Origin of the sequence: Microbispora catharanthi, assembly GCF_006334915.2 — a bacterium.
In the GTDB taxonomy this organism is placed as follows: Bacteria; Actinomycetota; Actinomycetes; order Streptosporangiales; family Streptosporangiaceae; genus Microbispora; species Microbispora catharanthi.
The window spans coordinates 29,136-48,425 of the sequence record NZ_VDMA02000020.1 but is presented as its reverse complement, the minus strand read 5'-3'; the positions used below and the strand labels follow the sequence as shown (position 1 = coordinate 48,425).

Here is a 19,290-nt window from a genome sequence, read left to right as displayed (position 1 = left end):
GGCAGACGCTACTGCGACCCCTCTGACCTGGGCTTCTCCAAAATTGCACAATCGTCGTCCCGCTTCGGCGCGCCCCCAAGGTGGAGCACTCCGTTCATGAACAGGTAGCAGCCGGGGACGCGGGGGCCGCCGCGCGCCGCCCACCGGTCGCGGTATTCGCTCGGACTCTCCCCCACCATCCGGCGGAACTTGGCCGAGAACGAGCCCAGGCTGCTGAACCCCACGGCCATGCAGACCTCGGTCACGGTCAGGTTGGCGAAACGCAGCAGGTCCTGGGCGCGCTCCAGCCGCCGCCGGGTGAGGTAGCGCATCGGCGTCTCGCCGTACGCCGCCTCGAAGCAGCGGACGAAGTAGAACTTGGAGACCCCGGCGACGGCCGCGAGCCGGTCGAGATCGAGCTCGCTCTGATAGTCGCGGTCCATGCGGTCCCTGGCCAGGCGCAGCCGCGACAGCAGCTCCACCGGCACCGTCCGCTGTCCCCTCACGGCCACATCACGACACTAGCGCTCGGCCCCGACAAATCGTCTCGGCCGCCGCGCGGCAGACCGCCGCGCCGTAGCCACCCACCCGCGTCCGGTCAGCCGGCGACACGTCTCGTCGACCTCACGTAGGACCGGCACATCTCTGCGAACAGCCCGATCACGACGATGCCGAGCACGCCGTGATACCACTTCCAGCCGACGCCCATGCCGACGAACCCGTCCAGGATCATGATGCCCGCGCCGCCTCCGACGGCCGCCAGCATCACGGCCAGCACGAGCAGCATCAGGGTCCGCGGCACCTTGCGGCCGAGCGGCGTGACCGTGGCGAGGGCGGCACACGCGCCCACCATGCCGGAGGCGGTCGCGAGCCACTGCGCGGTGGCGGCGTCCATGAAGTACCCCTGGGTCTCGGCGGCCGGCACGGGCGGGCCGCCCGGGAAGCCGAGCCGGTCCTGCAGGGCGAAGGCGGCCTTCCCCGCGGCGTAGCCGAGGAACAACACGGCCAGCGCGTACGCCGGCCAACGCCGTGGGTGAGCGGAATCGAGCATGGCTCGACCGTAGACACGGCGTGCCCGGCAGCACTCCCGTGTGTGAGGGAAACGCCTCCCCCCTGTGGGGGAGCGCCCCCCGAGGGTCACCGACGGCCGGCGCGCGAGAGGCCGCCGCGGCATCGCCACGGCGGCCTCCGTACGGCGCGGATCAGCTCAGGCCGAGCAGGCTCTTGAGGGGCTCCAGCGCGAAGTACACGACGAACAGCGCGCCCACCAGCCACATCAGGGGGTGGAGATCGCGCGCCTTGCCGCGGAACGCCTTGATGGCGATGTAGCTCACGAAGCCCGCGCCGATCCCGGCGGTGATCGAGTACGTGAACGGCATGAGCACGATGGTCAGGAACGCGGGGATCGCGGTCTCGAAGTCGCTGAAGTCGATCTCCTTGACCTGGGTCATCATGAGGAAGCCGACGACCACGAGGGCCGGGGTCGCCGCCTCGAACGGCACGATCTCCGTCAGCGGGGCGAAGAACATGGCGAGCAGGAACAGCACGCCGGTGACGATGCTCGCCAGACCGGTGCGCGCGCCCTCGCCGACACCGGCCGCCGACTCGATGTAGGTGGTGTTGGACGAGACGCTGGCCGCGCCGCCGGCCGCGGCCGCGAGCGAGTCGACGAGCAGGATCTCCTTGGTGCGCTCGACGGTCCCGTCCTCCTGGACCAGGTTCGCCTGGCGGCCCACGCCGACGATCGTGCCCATCGTGTCGAAGAAGTCGGCGAGCATGAGGGTGAAGACGAACATCACGGCCGCCAGGCCGCCGATCTTGGCGAAGCTGCCGAACAGGCTGAACTGGCCGAGCAGCGACAGGTCGGGCAGCTCGATGAAGTTCTTCGGCCACGCGGGCACGTTGAGCGACCACCCGTTGGGGTTGCTTCCATCGGGAGTCTGCGGCCCGACCTTGCCGATCGCCTCGACGATCATGGCGAGCACGGTGGTGCCGACGATTCCGAGCAGGATGGCGCCCTTGACCCTGCGGGCGACGAGGAAGGCCGTCACGAGCAGGCCGACGACGAAGACGAGTGTGGGCCACCCGGTCAGCGAGCCGTTGCCCAGCGCGCCGAGCTTGACCGGGACCGTGGTGCCGCTCGCGTCCGGCATGCGCCGGACGAAACCGGCGTCGACGAACCCGATCAGCGCGATGAACAGGCCGATGCCGACGCTGATCGCGGTCTTGAGCTGGGCGGGGATCGCGTGGAACACCGCCACCCGGAAGCCCGTCACCACGAGGATCGCGATGACGATGCCCTCGAGCACCACCAGGCCCATCGCGTCCTCCCACGACATCTGGCTGGCGATGCCGAAGGCGAGGAAGGCGTTCAGTCCAAGGCCGGTGGCCAGGGCGAACGGCACCCGGCCGAAGACGCCCATGATGATCGTGAGGATGCCGGCGGCGAACGCGGTGGCCGCGGCGACCAGCGCGATGTTGGGGTTCTCCCCGTCACCGAGGAACTGGCCCGTCTTGTCGGCGACGGTGCCGATGATGAGCGGGTTGAGCACCACGATGTAGGCCATCGTGAAGAAGGTGGCGAAGCCGCCGCGGACCTCCTGTCCGACGGAGGAACCACGGGCTGAGATGGAGAAGTATCGATCGAGAAAATTAGGGGTGTTCATGGGGTTCGCATTCACGCGCGCAGAGTCGCAGGCCCTTACCATCCGCGGAAAGAGCCAGGGGAGCAGCGTTGTCCTTTCGTGACTGGTTTGTCATGAAGATACCGGCTCGCTGCCGCGACCTTCTAAGCTGGCTGCCGTGAGCGAGCGCCGGCCGGACCCCATGCCTCTCAGGACGAGGGACACCCGCACGATCCTGGTCGGAACGGCCCTGTGGGCGATCGCCCTGGCCGTCGTGCTGCTGGTGGTCAGACCGGCCGATCCGCGGCCGGTCTGGGTCTGCGTGGCCGGGATCGGGCTCGGCCTGTTCGGGGTCCTGTACATCCGCCGCCGCGACGCCCGGCTGCGCGAGTCCGTCCCCGCCGCCGTCGAAGCCGACGAGTCAGAACCCCGCCGCCCCTGAGGGGCCCTCCCACCACGTCAAATGGGCGGTCGCCTCGGCCACCGGCTCGATGATCTCCCACGCCTCGGCGATCAGCCCGTCGTCGAGCCGCCAGATGTCGACGACCGCGATCTCCGGCCCGGCAGCGGGCAGCCGGCGCCGCGAGTGCATCACGACGTGATCACCGTCGGCCAGCACGTGCCGGATCTCCACCTGCATGCCGGCGAGCGGGACGAGCGCGCCGCGGACGGCGGCGAGCCAATCCGCCTTGGTCCTCGTCGCGTCAGGCCGGTGGTGGACGAAGTCGTCGCTCAGCGACGACGCGAGCGCGTCGACGTCACCGGTCGCGATCAGCGCCTCCAGCGCCTGTCGCACGATGCTCCTGTTGTCTGTGGTCATGTCCTTGGTCGGCATGGCCAGCAGTGTTTCCGCCGTTGGCGTGGATTGTCGATGAAGTGGCATTTCATCGGCGTACGGTCCGCCCAGGAGTAGCATCGGCGGCCATGCACACGGTCGGGGAACTGTTGCGGCGGTGGCGGCATCACCGGCGGCTCAGCCAGCTGGATCTCGCGATCGCCGCCGACGTCTCGGCTCGCCACGTCAGCCTGGTGGAAACCGGCAAGTCCCACCCGAGCGCCGACATGATCCTGCGGCTCGCCGAACAGCTCGACGTGCCGCTGCGCGAGCGCAACCGGCTGTTGCTCGCCGCCGGCTTCGCACCCCGCTACGCCGAGCGGCCGCTCGGCGGGGACGCGCTGTCGGCTGCCCGGAGTGCGATCGGGAGGGTCCTCCGGGCGCACGAGCCGTACCCCGCGCTGGTCGTCGACCGCCGGTGGAACATCGTGATGACCAACAGCGCCCTCGACCCGTTCCTCGCACACGTCGCGCCCGATCTGCTGCGGCCGCCGATCAACATGGTGCGGCTCGGGCTGGACCCGCGCGGGCTCGCTCCGCACATCGTCAACCTCGCCGAGGTGCGTGCGCTGCTCCGTATCCGGATCGGGCGTCAGCTCGTCGTCGCTCCCAGCGCCGAGCTGACCGCGCTCTACGAGGAGCTGCTGGCACCCGGTGCGGGCCGCGAGGACGCGCGGCACCCGGTCGAGGCCGAGATCGCCGTTCCGATGATCTTCCGCTTCGGCGGACGGGAACTGCGGCTGTTCTCGACCACCACCACGTTCGGCACTCCGATGGACGTCACCCTGGACGAGGTCGCGATCGAGTCGTACTACCCCGCGGACGCGGAGAGCGCCGCGTACTTCACCACGCCCGGCCACGCCTCCTTCGACGTCCCCGGGCACCCCGCCTAAATCGAGGCCGTGGGATCGAGGTCGGCCTCGGCGAGCAGCAGGGGGACCCGGGCGGGGTCGCGCAGGAGCGCCGCCACGGCGAGGCGGTCGCCCCACTGGCCGGCCGCCCAGGCGAGGCCCCTGGCCAGGCCGTCGACGCCGGTCGCGTGCACCACGCCCTCGAAGAACCGCCACGGCACCGGCCTGCCGTCCACCAGCAGCTCGTCGTGCTCGACGTACGTCACGGGGGTGCCGGGCAGCAGCGAGCGCACCTCGGGCGGCACGAGCTTCTCGGCGCCGGCCGAGGTGACCGCGCCGGTGACCACCTCACCGGCGAGCGACAGGTCGAGCACCTCCGACAGCGCCTCGGCGAGGTCGAACGGCGCGAGCACGAGCGGCCGGTCCTCGACCAGGGCGAGCAGGTCGGGCGCCTCCACCACGACCGGGCCGTCCTCGACGTCCGCGACCGTGACCGTGCCCTTCAGCACGGCGCGTACGGCCTCCGGCGGGCTCACCCGGGCGGGATCGACGGCCGCCAGCGCGATCCACAGGGACCGCAGCTGGGCCCGGTCGACCTCCAGCGACGAGTCGGCCAGCAGGTCGAGCAGCTCTTCCGGGCCGCCGTGCGAGTCGAGCAGTTCGGCGAGGGTGGAACGGACGCCGATCATCTTCAGCGCGTCCTCGTCGATCCCCGCCGGCGCCTCGCCGTACAGGCCGAACAGCAGCGGGTCGCCGGTCGGGAGCCGCAGCTCCGTCGGCTTACGCTCGCCGAGCACCGGGTGCCGCGACAGCCACCAGGCCGTGTACGACGGCACCTCGACCGTCTCCCCCGCCGCGAGCACCCGCATGGGCCGCAGGGCGGCGCGCAGCGGGGGCCGCGACAGCAGCGCGAGCGCGCTCGACCAGTCGGCGACGTACTCCAGGTCGCGTACGGCGGTGAACTCCCTGACCACCGGCGGCACGTCGAGGTCGGGGAGCAGGTCGAGCACGGCCTCCAGCCACTCGTCCTCGAGGTCGAGGTCGTGGTCGCACTCGGCGGGGTCGAGCAGCACGTCGGAATCGTTGACCACGGCGAAGCCGTCGAGCACCCCGGCCGCCGCCAGCACGTGCGGGCCGAACTTCTCCACCAGGTCGGGGGCGGCGACGCCGAACGGCACCTCGGGGTCGATGAGCCCGGCCAGGGAGCCCTCGGCCAGCAGCAGCTCGCCCGCCGCGTACAGCTCGCCGTCGGCGCCGCGCAGCGCCAGGTCGGCCAGCCACGGGGCCTCCCCCGCGGTCAGGCCCGCCGCGTCGACCAGGGCCAGCACGGCCTGGGCCACCGGCTCGGGGTCGGCGCTGTTCAGCGACTCGGACACGGCCGCGTGGGTGAGCGGGTCCTCCAGCACCGTACGCGGGGTCGCCTCTGCCGCGCCCAGCCGCAGCAGCAGCGGGTGGACGGCGTCCGGGTGGACGATCCGCAGCCCGAGCGGCGCGAGCAGGGCGGGGTCGAAAGTGCCTGACTCCTGCGACAGCACGAGCGTGCCGCGCGGGCCGCGCACCAGGCGGCCGTCGGCCAGCGGCACGGCGACGGCGCCGATCGCCTCCAGGTCGTCGGCGGGCAGCACCTCGTACAGCGACCGCCACCACGCCGGATCCTTGTCCTCCACCGCCTCGCCGGACAGCATGTCCACGACGTCGGCCAGGTCGACCCGGCGTACACCGAGCGTGGTCAGGGCCGGGTGCCGCGAGGCCCAGCCCGCCGGCAGCAGCCCGGGGACGATGCCGGCGATCTTCGCCAGGAACCCGGCCGTCCCGTCGACCGCCCGTGCCTGGTTGCCTGGTACTACGCCCTCGGAGATCGTCGGCAGCAGCGGCGTGTCCGGCAGCGCCTTGACGATCTCCCGCCTGATCGCCGCGTCGAGCGCGCCCTTGCCCATCAGGCCGGGCACGAGGTCGAGCAGGTCCGGGGTCGCCGGTAGCTCCCCCAGCAGCCGTACGTACGCCTCGGCGGCCCTGGCGACCAGGAAGTCGGTGAGCGGCCCGGGGGCGACGTGCCGCCGGTCGGTGGTCATCGGGAACGACGCGATCAGCAGGGCGGGCAGGTCGAGCGGCTCGTCGCTCGGCGTCGGCGCGTGCACCACCCTGGGGACGTCCCCGCGGCGGTCGCCGGGGACGGCCCAGCGGACCTCCCAGTAGGGCCGGGCCCGCTCCTCGGTCGGCCGGTCGGCGAACAGCTCGGCCACCTGCTCGGGGCCGAACGTGCCCGACTCGGCGACCACGTGCCAGCCCTCGGCCGAGATCGTGCGGGTCCGCCCGTCCATCTCGATCTCGACGCTCTCCAGCGCCGGCATCGACAGCGGCAGCGCGGGCCCCGCCTCCTCCAGCATCCGCCGTACGGCCTGCTCGGCGGCCTGGTCCCGCAGCGGAAGCCGGACGAGCGTGTCATACCCCTCGGGTACGTCGAGGGAGTCGTCGGAGAACGGCAGCCGCAGCAGCGGGACGTGCCCCTCTCGGCCCTGCAGCTCGGCCGCGAGCTCCGGCCGGGCCGCGACCAGCGCGGCGGTCTCCTCCCGGGACCAGCGCACTCCTCCGGTGGCGCGAGAGGAGACCGAAGGGGTGTCGGTGACCGACACCACGGCGGCGAAGCCGACGCCGAACCGGCCGGCCGCTCCCACCTCGTCCTTCTTGCCCGAGACACGCAGGGTGCACAGGCCCTCCACGCCGCTCTGGTCGAGCGGCGCCCCCACGTTGGCGGCCAGCAGCACGCCGTCGGCGAGCGTCAGCCGCAGGCGGCCCGGCACACCGGCCCGCAGCGCGGCGTCGGCGGCGTTCTGGGCGAGCTCCACGACCAGCCGGTCGCGGTAGCCGCCGAGGGCGAAGTCCTCCTCGGCGTTGGCGTCCTCACGGAAGCGGGCAGGCGAGGCCGTCCAGGCCGCGAGAACGGTGTCACGCAGGCGCGCGGTATCGAACATGATCAGGCGTGACCCAGGGGTTCGGAGCCGGCCTCGTCCACGGAGCCCGACTCGATGATGTCGTATCCCATGTCGTCCAGGATCGGGGGCGCCGGGTCCATGACCATCGAGGGCACGGTGGTCGCCTCGGAGTGCGCCCCGCAGCCGTGGTCGGCGGACACCACGCGGCCGTCGTCCGGCGCGTACTCGTTGGCGCAGACGCCGAAGCCGAGGCCCAGCGCTCCGGCGAGCGGCCAGTAGAAGCCGCAGGTGGAGCATTGCGCGGGGGCGGCGTGCGCGATCGGGGTGTGCGGTCCTGCCTCACCCGCGGCCCAGCGCCGCGCGGCGAGGTCGCGGCCGAGCACCGACAGGACGCGGGCGCGTCCCAGGCCCAGCTCGAAGATCGCCTGCTTGTCGATGTCCTCGTCGGCGGAGGCGAACCCGGGCACGAGCCGGTCGTCGTCGGCCTCGGCCGGCAACAGGTCGCCCACGCCGAGGTCACCCGGGCGCAGCCGCTCGTTCCACGGCACCCAAGCGGGAGCGAGCAGCGCGCCCGAGCCGGGCAGCAGCACGGTCTCGCTCACGGTCACGACGCGGGCGCGGGAGGCCCGGGTGACGGTGACCGCCCAGCGCCAGCCGCGGTAGGCGCGGTCGAGGCACTCGAAGTAATGGGTGACGACCCGGTCGCCCTCGTTGTCGAAGCCCAGGTGCTCTCCCACCTCCCCGGGGCGCGCGATGTTCTCCGCGGCCCGGCGGGCGAGGTCGACCGCCGCCGCACAGGCCTGGTCGACTGGAGTGCTACGGATTCGGGTACGACTCACACTCCATTTTCACCCACGCCGCGAGCGGACCGCACCGGCTCGATGGGCAAATCTTGGAAGGACCCTCGGTGCCTATGGTGAAGATTTGGGCGAAAGTTACGCGTGTTGTGAGAGCACCGGCGCGGGCGACGCGCCGGCTCACGCACGCCCAGGGAGCGGGCCGCACCGGCCTCGGCCACCTCATCGAGCTGACGGCCGCCCATTCCGCCGGGGACGCGCTGGTCACCGTGGCCCTCGCCGGGGCGCTGCTGTTCGGGCTGCCGGTCGGCCAGGCCCGCGGTCAGGTCGCGGCCTATCTGCTGATCACCATGCTGCCGTTCGCGGTGGTGGCGCCCTTCGTCGGGCCGGTGCTCGACCGGCTCCGCTCAGGCCGCCGCTACATCATGGCCGGCACCCTGCTCGCGCGGGGCCTGCTGTGCTGGGGGATGGCCGGCGCCGTCCACACCTCCGACGCGGTCACGCTGTTCCCTTCGGCGCTCGCCGTGCTGGTCCTGTCGAAGGCCTACAACGTGTCCCGGGCGGCGATCATGCCGAGCGTGCTGCCCGCCGACATCCCGCTGGTGACGGCCAACGCCAGGGTCGCCTTGTTCGCGCTGGTGTCGGCCGGCGTGGGCGCCGGGGTGGCCGCCGGCCTGTCGGCCGCCGCCGGGGCCGACTGGGTGCTGCGCGGCGCCGTGCCGCTGTTCCTGCTGTCCGGGGTGTTCGCCGTACGGCTGCCGCGGCACGTGGACGCGCCCGACCTGGAGGAGACCGAGCCACGCCCCCGATGGCGCACCGTGCTCAACCTGGGCCCTGTGGTGGGCGAGGCCATGGGCGCCAACGCCGCGATCCGGGTGCAGTCGGGCTTCCTCGTGTTCTTCCTGCTGTTCCTCGTCCAGGACGGCCACCTGCGCGGCGTGGACCCGAAGGTCGCGCTGGCGCTGCTGGCCGCCGCCGCGGGCGCGGGGGGCCTGGCCGGGGCCGCCGCCGGCTCCTGGTCCCGCTCCCGGTCGCCGCACCTGACCGTCATGGCCACGCTCGCGCTGGCCACGGTCGCGACCGTCGCGGCGGCGTTCTTCTTCACCGTGTGGACCGCCGCCGCCGTGGCCCTCGTGGGCGCGTTCGCCCAGGGCCTCGGCAAGCTCGCGTTCGACGCCATCGTGCAGCGCGAGATCGGCGAGGAGGTGCGCTCCTCGGCGTTCGGCGTCGCCGAGACGCTGCTCCAGATCGCCTGGGTCCTCGGCGGCCTGCTGGGCCTGGTGATGTCGCTGTTCGTGGCCGGCCCCGCCGGGTTCGGCGTGATGTCCGCCGCCCTCGCGCTCTCCTTCGGCCGCCTCGTCATGATCCGCCGCCGCAGGCTCGCCGCCCGCGCCGCCACGGCCACCTGAGCTCCCGGGCCCGCCGCCCGGACCCGGCCGGGCGGCGGGGGACGTACGGGATCTGCCAGGCGCTCAGGCGTCGAGGTCGTCGGCGACGGCGCGCAGCACGGTCGCGATCTTCTTGGCGTGCGCGGCGTCCGGGTGCTTGCCCCGCTGGTAGGAGTTCGAGATGTCGTCGAGCAGCTTGATCAGATCCTCGACGATCACGACCATCTCGTCGGGCTTCTTCCGCTTCGCCTTGCCCTTGGTGGCCTTGGCCAGCGTCGGCGGCTGGTCGATCACCCGCACCGAGAGCGCCTGCTGTCCGCGGCGGCTCTCGGCGACACCGAACTCGACCTTCTGCCCGGGCTTGAGCGCCTCGACTCCCTTGGGCAGGGCGGAGGAATGCACGAAGACCTCACCGCCGTCGTCGCGGGTGAGGAAGCCGAAACCCTTGTCGGCGTCGTACCACTTGACCTTGCCACTCGGCACAGGGGTGACCTCGTTCAGACTGTCGTGAAGGTGATGGATGTAGGTTATGCCCACAGACAGGCCCCGTGGACCCACCCAGAGGCGATTGAAGCGTCCCATGACCAGATTGGTGTGGATCTTCCGTCGCGGCGCCGCGCGAACGCGCGAAACCCCTGCCGTACGGGCGCTCCGGCGGCCGGATGAAGGCCCCGCCCTACCATGGAGAGAATGACGGGCACGGACTTCAGCGAGTGGCTGCGCGGCCGTTCCGACGAGCGGCTGCGGGCGCTCGTGGCGGCGCGGCCCGAACTCGTGACGCCCGTCCCCGCGCACATCGACGGGCTGGCCGCCCGCGCCTGCAGCCCCTCGGCCATCGGCCGGGCGCTCGACCGGCTCGACCGGTTCTCCCTCTCCGTGCTGGAGACGCTGGCCCTGCGGCCCGGCCCCGCCGATCGTGGGACGGTGCTGTCCCTGCTCCGCCGCGCCGTTCCCGCTGATCGGGACGACAAGGCCCTCGGGTCCGCCCTCGACGCCGCGCTCGACGTGCTGACCACGCGCGCCCTGGTCTACGGGCCCGACGACGCGCTGCTGCCCGCGCCGGGCGTGGCCGACGCGCTCGAACCCCCGGCCGCCCTGGGGCCGCCGGTCGCCGAGGTGTTCCGCCATCACCCGCCGGAACGGCTCGACGTGCTCCTGCGGGACATCGACCCGGCGTACGAGGGCGACGGCCGGGCCGGCGGTGAACGGCCGGACGGCGGACGGCCGGCCGGGGAGCGGCTCGCGGCGCTGCTGGCCGACTCCGCGACGGTCGCGCGCCTCGTCGGCGAGGTCTCCCCCCAGGCGCGGGCGGCCCTGGACGAGCTCGTCTGGGGCCCGGCGAGCGGACGGCTGCCGAACGCCCGCCGGGAGGTGGACGCCGCGAGCGCCCAGTCGCCCATCGAGCAACTGCTGGCCCGCGGGCTGCTCGGCGCGACCGGGGAGGAGACCGTCGCGCTCCCCCGTGAGGTCGCCCTCGTGCTGCGCGACGGCCGGGTGCACCGCGACCTGTCCCCCGGCCCGCCCGCTTTGGAGGGGCCCGTACGCGACCAGCACCTGGCCGACCGCACGGCCGCCGGGCAGGCGTTCACGTTCGTGCGCACGGTCGAGGAGCTGTGCGAGGTGTGGAGCGTGGACCCGCCGGGCGTGCTGCGCGCGGGCGGCCTCGCCGTACGGGACCTCAGGCGGACGGCCCAGCTCCTCGACCTGCCGGAGTGGGCGGCGGGGCTGGTGGTCGAGGTCGCCCACGCGGCCGGGCTGGTCGCGGCGGGCGAGGGGGAATGGCTGCCCACGGGCGGCTACGACGGCTGGCGGATCAAGGCCACCGAGGACCGCTGGGCCGTGCTCGCCGACGCGTGGGCCGCGATGGAACGCGCCCCCGGGCTGATCGGCGAACGGGACGACCGCGACCGGCCGCTGAACGCCCTCCACCCCGACCTGCGCAGGCCGGGAGCCGCACAGACGCGGGCGCGCACGCTCGCCGTGCTGGAGTCGGCCCCGCCCGGCCTCGCGCCGACGCCCGAGTCCGTGCTGGCCCGGCTCGCCTGGGAGCAGCCCCGCCGCCGCCCCGCGCTGCGCGACCGGCTCGTACGCTTCGCGCTGCGCGAGGCGGAGCACATCGGCGTGACCGGGCTCGGCGTGCCGGCCACGCACGGCCGAGCCGTGGCCCGAGGCGACGGCACGGCGGCAGGCCTGCTGGCGCCGCTGCTGCCGGAGCCGGTCGACCACGTGCTGCTGCAGGCCGACCTCACGGCCGTGGCGCCGGGCCCGCTGACCACCGATCTCGGCCGCAGGCTCGCGCTGACGGCGGACGTGGAGAGCAAGGGCGGGGCGACGGTGTACCGCTTCTCCGAACAGTCGGTCCGCCGGGCGCTCGACGCCGGTCATTCCGCCGACGACCTGCTCGCCGTACTGGAACGACACTCGGCCACGCCGGTCCCGCAGCCGCTGAGGTATCTGGTCACCGATGTCGCCCGCCGTCACGGCCGCATCCGGGTCGGCACGGCGTCGGCGTACATCCGGTGCGACGACCCGGCCCTGCTCGACGAGGTGCTCGCGGACAAGCGGGCCCACCTGCTGCGGCTGCGGCGGCTCGCGCCGACCGTGCTGGCTTCCAAGACGTCCAGGGCCGCGCTGGTCGACTCGCTGCGGGCGATGGGGTACGCGCCGGTGGCCGAGTCGCTGGAGGGCGACGTGGTCGTCGCCCGGGCCGACGCCCGGCGGACCGAGGGACAGCTCGCCGCCCGCGCGACCGCGAACACCGCGCCCGACCCGGAGGTGCTCGCCGCGGCCGTGCGGGCGATGCGGGCGGGGGACTCGCGGCGGCGGCCCGTGGAGGCGCCGGAGGGCCAGGTGCCCCGCTCCCCCGCGACCGCCACGATCAGCGCGCTGCAGGAGGCCATCCGGCAGGGGTCGCGGGTGTGGATCGGCTACCTCGACTCGCAGGGACACGCCACCAGCCGCATCCTCGAACCGGCCCGGATGGAGGGCGGCTACCTCACCGCGTACGACGAGACCCGGGCGACGGTCCACCGCTTCGCCTTGCACCGCATCACCGGCATCGCCGAGATCGGCCGATGACATATCCGTGGTAAATCTTGAGGTCTCCCGTAGTAAAGGATTTCAGGGTGACGACTCCAGAGCAGCCGGGGCAGGGACCCCAGGATTGGCAGACCCCGTCCAATCCCTATGGACCGCCGTCCGGCTCCAACCCCTACGGACAGCAGCAGTACGGGCCGTACGGCCCGCCACCGGGACCCGACCCCAACCAGCAGTACGGGCAATACGGCCAGTACGGGCAGCCGGGGCAGTACGGCCAGCCTGGCCAGTACGGTCAGCCGGGACCGAATCCGTATCAGCAGCAGCAGTACGGCTACTACCCGCCCGGCGGTTACCCGCCGAGGCAGGAGGGCCCGCGCACGCACGCGATCGTGGCCCTCGTCATCAGCCTCGTGCTGGCCTTGACCTGCTACATCTCCCTGGGCGGCATCGCCGGGGCGATCCTGTCCGGGATCGCGCTGAGCAAGGTGGACACCGCGCCGGACCAGTCCCGCAGGCTGCTGAAGTGGACGTGGATCGCCATCGGCATCAACGTCGTCCTGTTCGTGATCGGGATCGGCGCGCTCATCTGGGCCGGGGTCAACGGCTACCTCGACGACTGATTCCCGCGACTGGGACTGATTCCGCCCGGCCTCGTGTTTGATAGGCGGTAGCCGTACGAGGGGGAGCAGGCATTGAGTGACGGGCCTCTGATCGTCCAGTCGGACAAGACGCTGCTGCTGGAGGTCGACCACCCGAGGGCGGACGAGTGCCGCAAGGCCATCGCCCCGTTCGCCGAACTCGAACGCGCGCCCGAGCACGTCCACACCTACCGGATCACCCCGCTCGCGCTGTGGAACGCCCGGGCCGCCGGGCACGACGCCGAGCAGGTGGTCGACGCGCTGATCGGCTTCAGCCGCTATCCCGTGCCGCACGCGCTGCTCGTGGACGTCGCCGAGACCATGGCGCGGTACGGCAGGCTGCGGCTGGAGAAGCACCCCGTCCACGGCCTGGTGCTCACCAGCACCGACCGCGCCGTGCTGGAGGAGGTGCTGCGTTCCAAGAAGATCCAGCCGCTGGTCGGGGAGCGCTACGGCGCCGACAGCGTGGCCGTGCACCCCTCGGAGCGCGGCAACATCAAGCAGACGCTGCTCAAGCTCGGCTGGCCGGCCGAGGACCTGGCCGGGTACGTCGACGGCGAGCACCACCCCATCGACCTGCGCGAGGACGGCTGGTCGCTGCGGCCATACCAGAAGGAGGCGGCCGACGCGTTCTGGCACGGCGGCTCCGGCGTCGTGGTGCTGCCGTGCGGCGCGGGCAAGACGATCGTGGGCGCGGCGGCCATGGCGCACGCCCGCGCGACCACGCTGATCCTGGTCACCAACACGGTCTCGGCCCACCAGTGGAAGCAGGAGCTGCTCAAGCGCACCTCGCTGACCGAGGACGAGATCGGCGAGTACACCGGCACCAAGAAGGAGATCCGCCCGGTCACGATCGCCACCTACCAGGTCATGACGACCCGGCGGCAGGGCACCTACCGGCACCTCGAGCTGTTCGACGCCCGCGACTGGGGCCTCGTCGTCTACGACGAGGTCCACCTGCTGCCCGCGCCGATCTTCCGGATGACCGCCGACCTGCAGGCCCGCCGGCGCATCGGCCTCACCGCCACGCTCGTGCGCGAGGACGGCCGGGAGGGCGACGTCTTCTCGCTCATCGGGCCGAAGCGCTACGACGCGCCCTGGAAGGAGATGGAGAACCAGGGCTACATCGCCCCCGCCGAGTGCGTCGAGGTGCGGGTGACGCTCAGCGACGACGAGCGGCTGGCCTACGCCATGGCCGAGAGCGACGAGCGCTACCGGTTCTGCTCGACCACGCCGGCCAAGACGAGGGTGACCGAGGCGCTGGTGCGGCGGCACGCGGACGAGCAGGTGCTGGTCATCGGGCAGTACATCGACCAGCTCGACGAGCTGGGCGTGCACCTGGACGCGCCGGTCATCAAGGGCGAGACCAAGGTCAAGGAGCGCGAGCGCCTGTTCCAGGCGTTCCGCGACAAGGAGATCCGGGTGCTGGTGGTCTCGAAGGTCGCCAACTTCTCCATCGACCTGCCCGAGGCGGCCGTGGCGATCCAGGTCTCCGGCACGTTCGGCTCGCGCCAGGAGGAGGCCCAGCGGCTCGGCCGGGTGCTGCGCCCCAAGGCGGACGGCGGCGGCGCGCGGTTCTACTCGGTGGTCAGCCGCGACACGGTCGACCAGGAGTTCGCCGCGCACCGGCAGCGGTTCCTGGCCGAGCAGGGGTACGCCTACAACATCATCGACGCCGACGACGTGGGTGAGGAGGACCCGGCGCGCTGACCTCCTCGGGTCACGTACGGCGCCGGGCGCGGTAGGCGCTGGCCTTGGCCCGGTTCTGGCACGACAGGTCGCAGAAGCGGCGCGAGGCGTTGCGCGTGGTGTCGAAGAAGACCAGGGAGCACGTCGCGGCCTGGCACGCGCCGAGCCGCGCCCCCTGGCCGACCCCGATGACCATGGCCAGCGCGGTGCCCATGTCGGCGGCCCAGGCGTCCACGAGCGTCGCCTCCGGCCGGTGAAAGGACCTAGACAGTGAGGTTTGAGGGATGTCCGTACGCCTGGCCCGCACCATGTGGCATCAGATCGAGCCGGTCCACGCCACGCTCTACTACAGCCCGGAGGCATTCGAGGAGTCCGCCGCACTCGGCTACGACGTCACGACGCGCTGGCCGAGCTACTTCGCCTGGCGCACGGCGCCGCTGGGCGCGGCGGGACCCGCGCTGGTGGCCGCCGCCTACTACAGCTTCAGCCCGAGCATGATCGCGCAGTACGTGCCGGGCGTCTGGGAGACCGCGACGCCCGCACAGGTGCTCGACGCGCGGCTGCGGGCGATGGACCGGACGTTGCGCGGGCTCCTCGGCGACCGGATCGACGAAGGTCTCAAGGAGGCGGCCGAGCTGGCGATCAGGGCGGCGGAGAGCGTGGACGTCGCCCACCGGCCGCTCGCCGCGGCCAACCTCGACCTCCCCTGGCCGGAGGAACCGCACCTCGCGCTGTGGCAGGCGTACACGGTGCTGCGCGAGCACCGCGGCGACGGGCACCTGACGGCCCTGCACGCCGCCGGTCTGGACGCCTGCGAGGCCCTGGTCTCCTTCGCCGCGGTCGGGGCGGCCCCGGCGGAGAACTTCGCCGGGCGCGGCTGGAGCGACGAGGAATGGTCCGCCGCGCGCGACCGGCTCGCCGCACGCGGACTGATCGACGACGAGGGGACGGCCACCCCGGCGGGGCGGGCGCTGCGCGACCAGGTCGAGCGCATGACCGACGAGCTGGCGGCGAGCCCGTGGCGGGCGCTCGGCGAGGCGGGGGCCGAGCGGCTGGCCGAGCTCAACCGGCCGTTGCTCGGGGCCGTGTTCGAGTCGGGCCTGCTGCCCGCCGTCACCACGCTCGGCATCGGCAGGATCCAGGCTCCCGAGTAAGGGGTGGCCGGCCACGCACACGGCCGGCACTCAGCGCGGGGTGTCCGCGACGTCGGCCGGGCCGGTCACCATGCCGGAAGAAAGCTCCGGTCCTCGGCGAAGCCCGCTCCGCTCCCCGAGCCCGGTGAACGTGCGTGGACATGACCTAGGTCCAGGAGATGCCCTTGGGCCTTGTCACCACATCACCCCCTCGCGCCTTACCCTCACATGATGCAGTCGTGATGGCGGCAATACCCAGCAGACAAGACGAATCACGCAATATACGCATTTTTCGTCTTACTCCTGGTTTCTCGCTGCCCGTTATCTCGCCCGCCGGTGAGCGCTCGCGGCTCACATAACGCGGCACATCAGGACAAATCACCCCACTGCATACTGTTTCCCCGGCGGCCTGACGATGGAGCGCTCCATCGTCGCCGCAAAGCTTCACGTGCCGGTCATCGGGAGGCGGTCACTGGGCGGCCAGGCCGCCGACGAACAGCACCACCAGCGCGATGACCCAGGCCGCCACCGCGACGCCGTACAGGGACTCGCGCCTGGCGAGCCAGGCGACCCCGGTGGCGCACGCCGCGACCACCCCGACCATCACGGACAGCGCGATCACCGAGGCGATCCGGTCCGCGCAGTCCGGCGACGCTCCCAGGCTCGTCGTGCAGAAGGCCTGTCTGCTCCAGTCGCCGAAGACCGCGAACCCCCACAGCGTGGCGAGCAGCAGGCTCGCCGCCGCCGGGATCGCCGGAGGAACCACGGTGCGCGTCACCCGGGTACAGATACCCGCTCCGGGAAACGGCGACACGCGAGAGAAATACCGTTTCGGCATCGTGGTGCCCATCGCTAAGCTCTTGTGCTTCCCGCTTCCACCAGTCCTGTCCCCGTCATGCCCGGAGGAGCTTCCGCATGCCCGGAAATGTGCTCGAAGCCGAGCGCGCCCATCTCGCGGCCTCCCGCGCCGCACTGCGAGCGATGCGCGAGCACGCGCAGTCGCTGTCGGCGGACGCCGCCGGCGACTGGGTGTCCCAGCAGGTTCTGCAGGGCCTGCTCGACCAGCGAGTGGCCGCGCTGGCCGACCACCCCGACGCGCCGCTGTTCTTCGGCCGGTTGGACCGCGCGGCCGGCGACGACCTGCCGAGCACGGTCTACGTCGGCCGCAGGCACGTCCACGACGAGAGCAGCCGGCCCCTCGTGATCGACTGGCGCGCCCCGATCTCGCGCGCCTTCTACCAGGCCAGTCCCGCCGACCCCATGGGGGTGGCCCTGCGCCGCAGGTTCGGCTACCAGGGCGGCGACCTCACCGCGTACGAGGACGAACCACTCGACGGCAGGGCGCTCGGGCAGAGCAGGCTGCTGACCGAGGAGATCGAGCGGCCCCGTACCGGCCCGATGCGGGACATCGTGGCGACCATCCAGCCCGACCAGGACGAGATCGTCCGCGCCGACCTCGGCGTGACCGTCTGCGTGCAGGGCGCGCCGGGCACCGGCAAGACGGCCGTGGGCCTGCACCGCGCGGCCTACCTGCTGTTCACCCACCGCGAGAAGCTGTCGCGCTCGGGCGTGACGATCGTCGGGCCCAACCGGGCCTTCCTCTCCTACATCTCCTCGGTGCTGCCCGCGCTCGGCGAGGTGAAGGTCGACCAGACGACGGTGGCCGGCGTCCTGGGCGACCACGCCCATCCCGAGGACCCCGCAGCGGCGGCCGTGAAGGGCGACGCCCGCATGGCGGAGGTCGTCAAGCGGGCGCTGTGGCTGCACCTCACCAAGCCGGCCGAAGGGGTGCTGTTCACCAAGGGCATCAACCGCTACCGGGTGCCCGATCACGAGGTCCGTGAGATCGTCGCCTCGCTGCGCGGCACGACGAGGTACGGCCCGGGCCGCGCCACCCTGGCCCAGCGGCTCGCCCATGCCGTGCTCGTGCAGATGGAACGGCGCGGCGAGTCGCCCGACGACCGGGTGCAGGACGCGGTGGCCCGGTCGAAGCCGGTCAAGGCCGTGCTGGACGCCGTCTGGCCGAAGCTCACCCCCGAGCAGGTGCTGTTCCGGTTGCTGTCGGACCCCGAGTTCCTGGCCAAGGCGGCCCGGTCGGACCTCTCGCCGGAGGAGCAGCAGCTCATCGTGTGGCGCAAGCCGTACAAGTCGCACCGGTCGGCCAAGTGGACGGCCGCCGACGCGGCGCTGCTGGACGAACTCGGCGACCTGATCGAGCGGACGCCGTCGCAGGGACACCTCGTGGTGGACGAGGCGCAGGACCTGTCGGCGATGCAGTTGCGCGCGCTCGGACGCCGCTGCCGCACCGGCTCGGCGACCGTGCTCGGAGACCTCGCCCAGGGCACCACGCCCTGGTCGGCGCGTTCGTGGAAGACCGTGCTCGACCACCTCGGCCAGCCCTCGGGCGAGGTCACCGAGCTCACGCTGGGCTTCCGCGTGCCCCGCGAGGTCCTCGACTTCGCCGCGCGGCTGCTGCCCTCCGTCGCACCGGAGCTCGCCCCGCCGCGCTCGCTGCGTCCCGGCGCCGGCTCCCTGTCCGTGCGCCGGGAGAGCGACGTCGCCGCCGCCCTCCCCGAGGCCGTACGGCAGGCCCTCGCGCAGGAGGGCTCCATCGGGGTCATCGCGGCCGACCCCGGCCTTCCCGCGCTCGCTGCGGCCCTGGAGGCCGCCGCGGTGCCGCACACGGTGCTCGGCCCCGACTCGACGGGCGACGACCGGGTGCTGCTGGTGCCGGCGACGCTCGCGAAGGGCCTGGAGTACGACCACGTGATCGTGGCCGAGCCGGCCGCGATCGCGGAGGCCGAGGAGCGCGGCCTCGCCCGCCTCTACGTGGTCCTCACCCGGGCGGTAACGTCACTGACCGTCCTGCACAACCGCGACCTTCCCGAGGAGCTGCGATGACCTCCCCCGGCGTACGCGTCCGCCACGGAGCACTCGACGACGTCCCGGCCGTGCTCCGGTTCTGGCTGGAAGCCGCGGAGAACACCGACAGGCACGACGACTCCGGCAAGGTCGTGGCCCTGATCGAGCGCGATCCCGAGGCGCTGCTCATCGCCGAGATCGACGGCCTCATCGTCGGCACGCTCATCGCCGGGTGGGACGGCTGGCGCGCCCACCTCTACCGGCTCGCCGTGGACCCCGCCCACCGGCGCACGGGCATCGGATCGCTGCTGATCCGGGCCGCCGAGGAGCGGTTCCGGAAGTTCGGCGCGTTCCGTGCCGACGCGATGGTCCTGCACGACAACGCCCTGGCGCACCACGTCTGGACCTCGGCGGGCTACGCGATGCAGACCGACTGCGCCCGCTGGGTCAGGCGCCTCACCTGAGGCGCACAACGGGAAAGGGCGGCTCCCCCGCGGGGGAACCGCCCTTCCGTTGAGACGA

At 72.6% G+C, this 19,290-nt stretch carries 18 protein-coding genes; 9 read left to right on the top strand and 9 right to left on the bottom strand.

The features are described from left to right. Positions 1-8: 8 nt before the first annotated feature. The 3 genes from FH610_RS31190 to FH610_RS31180 form a co-directional block, all read right to left on the bottom strand. Positions 9-491, bottom strand: a complete 483-nt coding sequence (locus FH610_RS31190) for a helix-turn-helix transcriptional regulator (RefSeq protein ID WP_240809311.1) — start codon at positions 489-491, stop codon at positions 9-11. Between the two features lie 86 nt (positions 492-577). Next, positions 578-1,030 (bottom strand): hypothetical protein, encoded by a 453-nt coding sequence (locus FH610_RS31185; RefSeq protein ID WP_139578710.1) that lies wholly within the window; start codon positions 1,028-1,030, stop codon positions 578-580. Positions 1,031-1,181: 151 nt separating this feature from the next. Next, positions 1,182-2,645, bottom strand: a complete 1,464-nt coding sequence (locus FH610_RS31180; protein ID WP_205826207.1) for an NCS2 family permease — start codon at positions 2,643-2,645, stop codon at positions 1,182-1,184. A 136-nt stretch (positions 2,646-2,781) separates the two neighbouring features. Here FH610_RS31180 and FH610_RS31175 point away from each other — a divergent pair, with 136 nt between their 5' ends. Next, the gene (locus FH610_RS31175) at positions 2,782-3,045 is read left to right on the top strand and encodes a DUF2530 domain-containing protein (protein WP_240809310.1); all 264 of its coding nucleotides are present in this window, start codon (positions 2,782-2,784) and stop codon (positions 3,043-3,045) included. On the opposite strand, the gene FH610_RS31170 is transcribed toward FH610_RS31175, so the two are convergent. Next, positions 3,025-3,438 (bottom strand): nuclear transport factor 2 family protein, encoded by a 414-nt coding sequence (locus FH610_RS31170; protein WP_240809309.1) that lies wholly within the window; start codon positions 3,436-3,438, stop codon positions 3,025-3,027. The two genes, FH610_RS31175 and FH610_RS31170, sit on opposite strands and share 21 nt — an antisense overlap. An 89-nt stretch (positions 3,439-3,527) precedes the next feature. Here FH610_RS31170 and FH610_RS31165 point away from each other — a divergent pair, with 89 nt between their 5' ends. Further along, entirely contained in the window at positions 3,528-4,331 is an 804-nt protein-coding gene (locus tag FH610_RS31165) for a helix-turn-helix transcriptional regulator (protein ID WP_139578708.1), read from the top strand. On the opposite strand, the gene FH610_RS31160 is transcribed toward FH610_RS31165, so the two are convergent. Together FH610_RS31160 and FH610_RS31155 are read right to left on the bottom strand one after the other, a co-directional pair. After that, positions 4,328-7,261, bottom strand: coding sequence for a sacsin N-terminal ATP-binding-like domain-containing protein (locus FH610_RS31160; protein ID WP_139578707.1), 2,934 nt, complete (start codon positions 7,259-7,261; stop codon positions 4,328-4,330). The two genes, FH610_RS31165 and FH610_RS31160, sit on opposite strands and share 4 nt — an antisense overlap. Positions 7,262-7,263: 2 nt before the next feature. Continuing rightward, positions 7,264-8,061 (bottom strand): DUF3027 domain-containing protein, encoded by a 798-nt coding sequence (locus FH610_RS31155; RefSeq protein WP_139578706.1) that lies wholly within the window; start codon positions 8,059-8,061, stop codon positions 7,264-7,266. A 107-nt stretch (positions 8,062-8,168) separates the two neighbouring features. Between FH610_RS31155 and FH610_RS31150 the strand changes: the two genes are divergently transcribed. Beyond that, positions 8,169-9,428, top strand: coding sequence for an MFS transporter (locus FH610_RS31150; RefSeq protein WP_240809308.1), 1,260 nt, complete (start codon positions 8,169-8,171; stop codon positions 9,426-9,428). Between the two features lie 63 nt (positions 9,429-9,491). On the opposite strand, the gene FH610_RS31145 is transcribed toward FH610_RS31150, so the two are convergent. Continuing rightward, positions 9,492-9,890: a cold-shock protein gene (locus FH610_RS31145; RefSeq protein ID WP_139578704.1), complete on the bottom strand. Its 399-nt coding sequence runs from the start codon at positions 9,888-9,890 to the stop codon at positions 9,492-9,494. 207 nt (positions 9,891-10,097) lie between these two features. Between FH610_RS31145 and FH610_RS31140 the strand changes: the two genes are divergently transcribed. The 3 genes from FH610_RS31140 to FH610_RS31130 all read left to right on the top strand — a co-directional run bounded on the left by FH610_RS31140 (position 10,098) and on the right by FH610_RS31130 (position 14,794). Next, complete coding sequence (locus tag FH610_RS31140; RefSeq protein ID WP_139578703.1) at positions 10,098-12,485, top strand: helicase-associated domain-containing protein; 2,388 nt, start codon at positions 10,098-10,100, stop codon at positions 12,483-12,485. 47 nt (positions 12,486-12,532) lie between these two features. Further along, positions 12,533-13,066: a hypothetical protein gene (locus FH610_RS31135; protein ID WP_139578702.1), complete on the top strand. Its 534-nt coding sequence runs from the start codon at positions 12,533-12,535 to the stop codon at positions 13,064-13,066. Between the two features lie 72 nt (positions 13,067-13,138). Then, complete coding sequence (locus FH610_RS31130; RefSeq protein WP_139578701.1) at positions 13,139-14,794, top strand: DNA repair helicase XPB; 1,656 nt, start codon at positions 13,139-13,141, stop codon at positions 14,792-14,794. A gap of 10 nt (positions 14,795-14,804) precedes the next feature. On the opposite strand, the gene FH610_RS31125 is transcribed toward FH610_RS31130, so the two are convergent. Next, positions 14,805-15,008: a CGNR zinc finger domain-containing protein gene (locus FH610_RS31125; protein ID WP_240809307.1), complete on the bottom strand. Its 204-nt coding sequence runs from the start codon at positions 15,006-15,008 to the stop codon at positions 14,805-14,807. 49 nt (positions 15,009-15,057) lie between these two features. Here FH610_RS31125 and FH610_RS31120 point away from each other — a divergent pair, with 49 nt between their 5' ends. Continuing rightward, the gene (locus tag FH610_RS31120; protein ID WP_139578699.1) at positions 15,058-15,927 is read left to right on the top strand and encodes an SCO6745 family protein; all 870 of its coding nucleotides are present in this window, start codon (positions 15,058-15,060) and stop codon (positions 15,925-15,927) included. 448 nt (positions 15,928-16,375) lie between these two features. On the opposite strand, the gene FH610_RS31115 is transcribed toward FH610_RS31120, so the two are convergent. Then, entirely contained in the window at positions 16,376-16,684 is a 309-nt protein-coding gene (locus tag FH610_RS31115; RefSeq protein ID WP_139578698.1) for a hypothetical protein, read from the bottom strand. Positions 16,685-16,821: 137 nt separating this feature from the next. Between FH610_RS31115 and FH610_RS31110 the strand changes: the two genes are divergently transcribed. Together FH610_RS31110 and FH610_RS31105 are read left to right on the top strand one after the other, a co-directional pair. Continuing rightward, positions 16,822-18,807 (top strand): HelD family protein, encoded by a 1,986-nt coding sequence (locus tag FH610_RS31110; RefSeq protein WP_139578697.1) that lies wholly within the window; start codon positions 16,822-16,824, stop codon positions 18,805-18,807. Continuing rightward, on the top strand, positions 18,804-19,232 hold the full coding sequence (locus FH610_RS31105) for a GNAT family N-acetyltransferase (protein WP_139578696.1): 429 nt from the start codon (positions 18,804-18,806) through the stop codon (positions 19,230-19,232). The genes FH610_RS31110 and FH610_RS31105 overlap by 4 nt, the downstream gene beginning before the upstream one ends. Positions 19,233-19,290 lie beyond the last annotated feature (58 nt).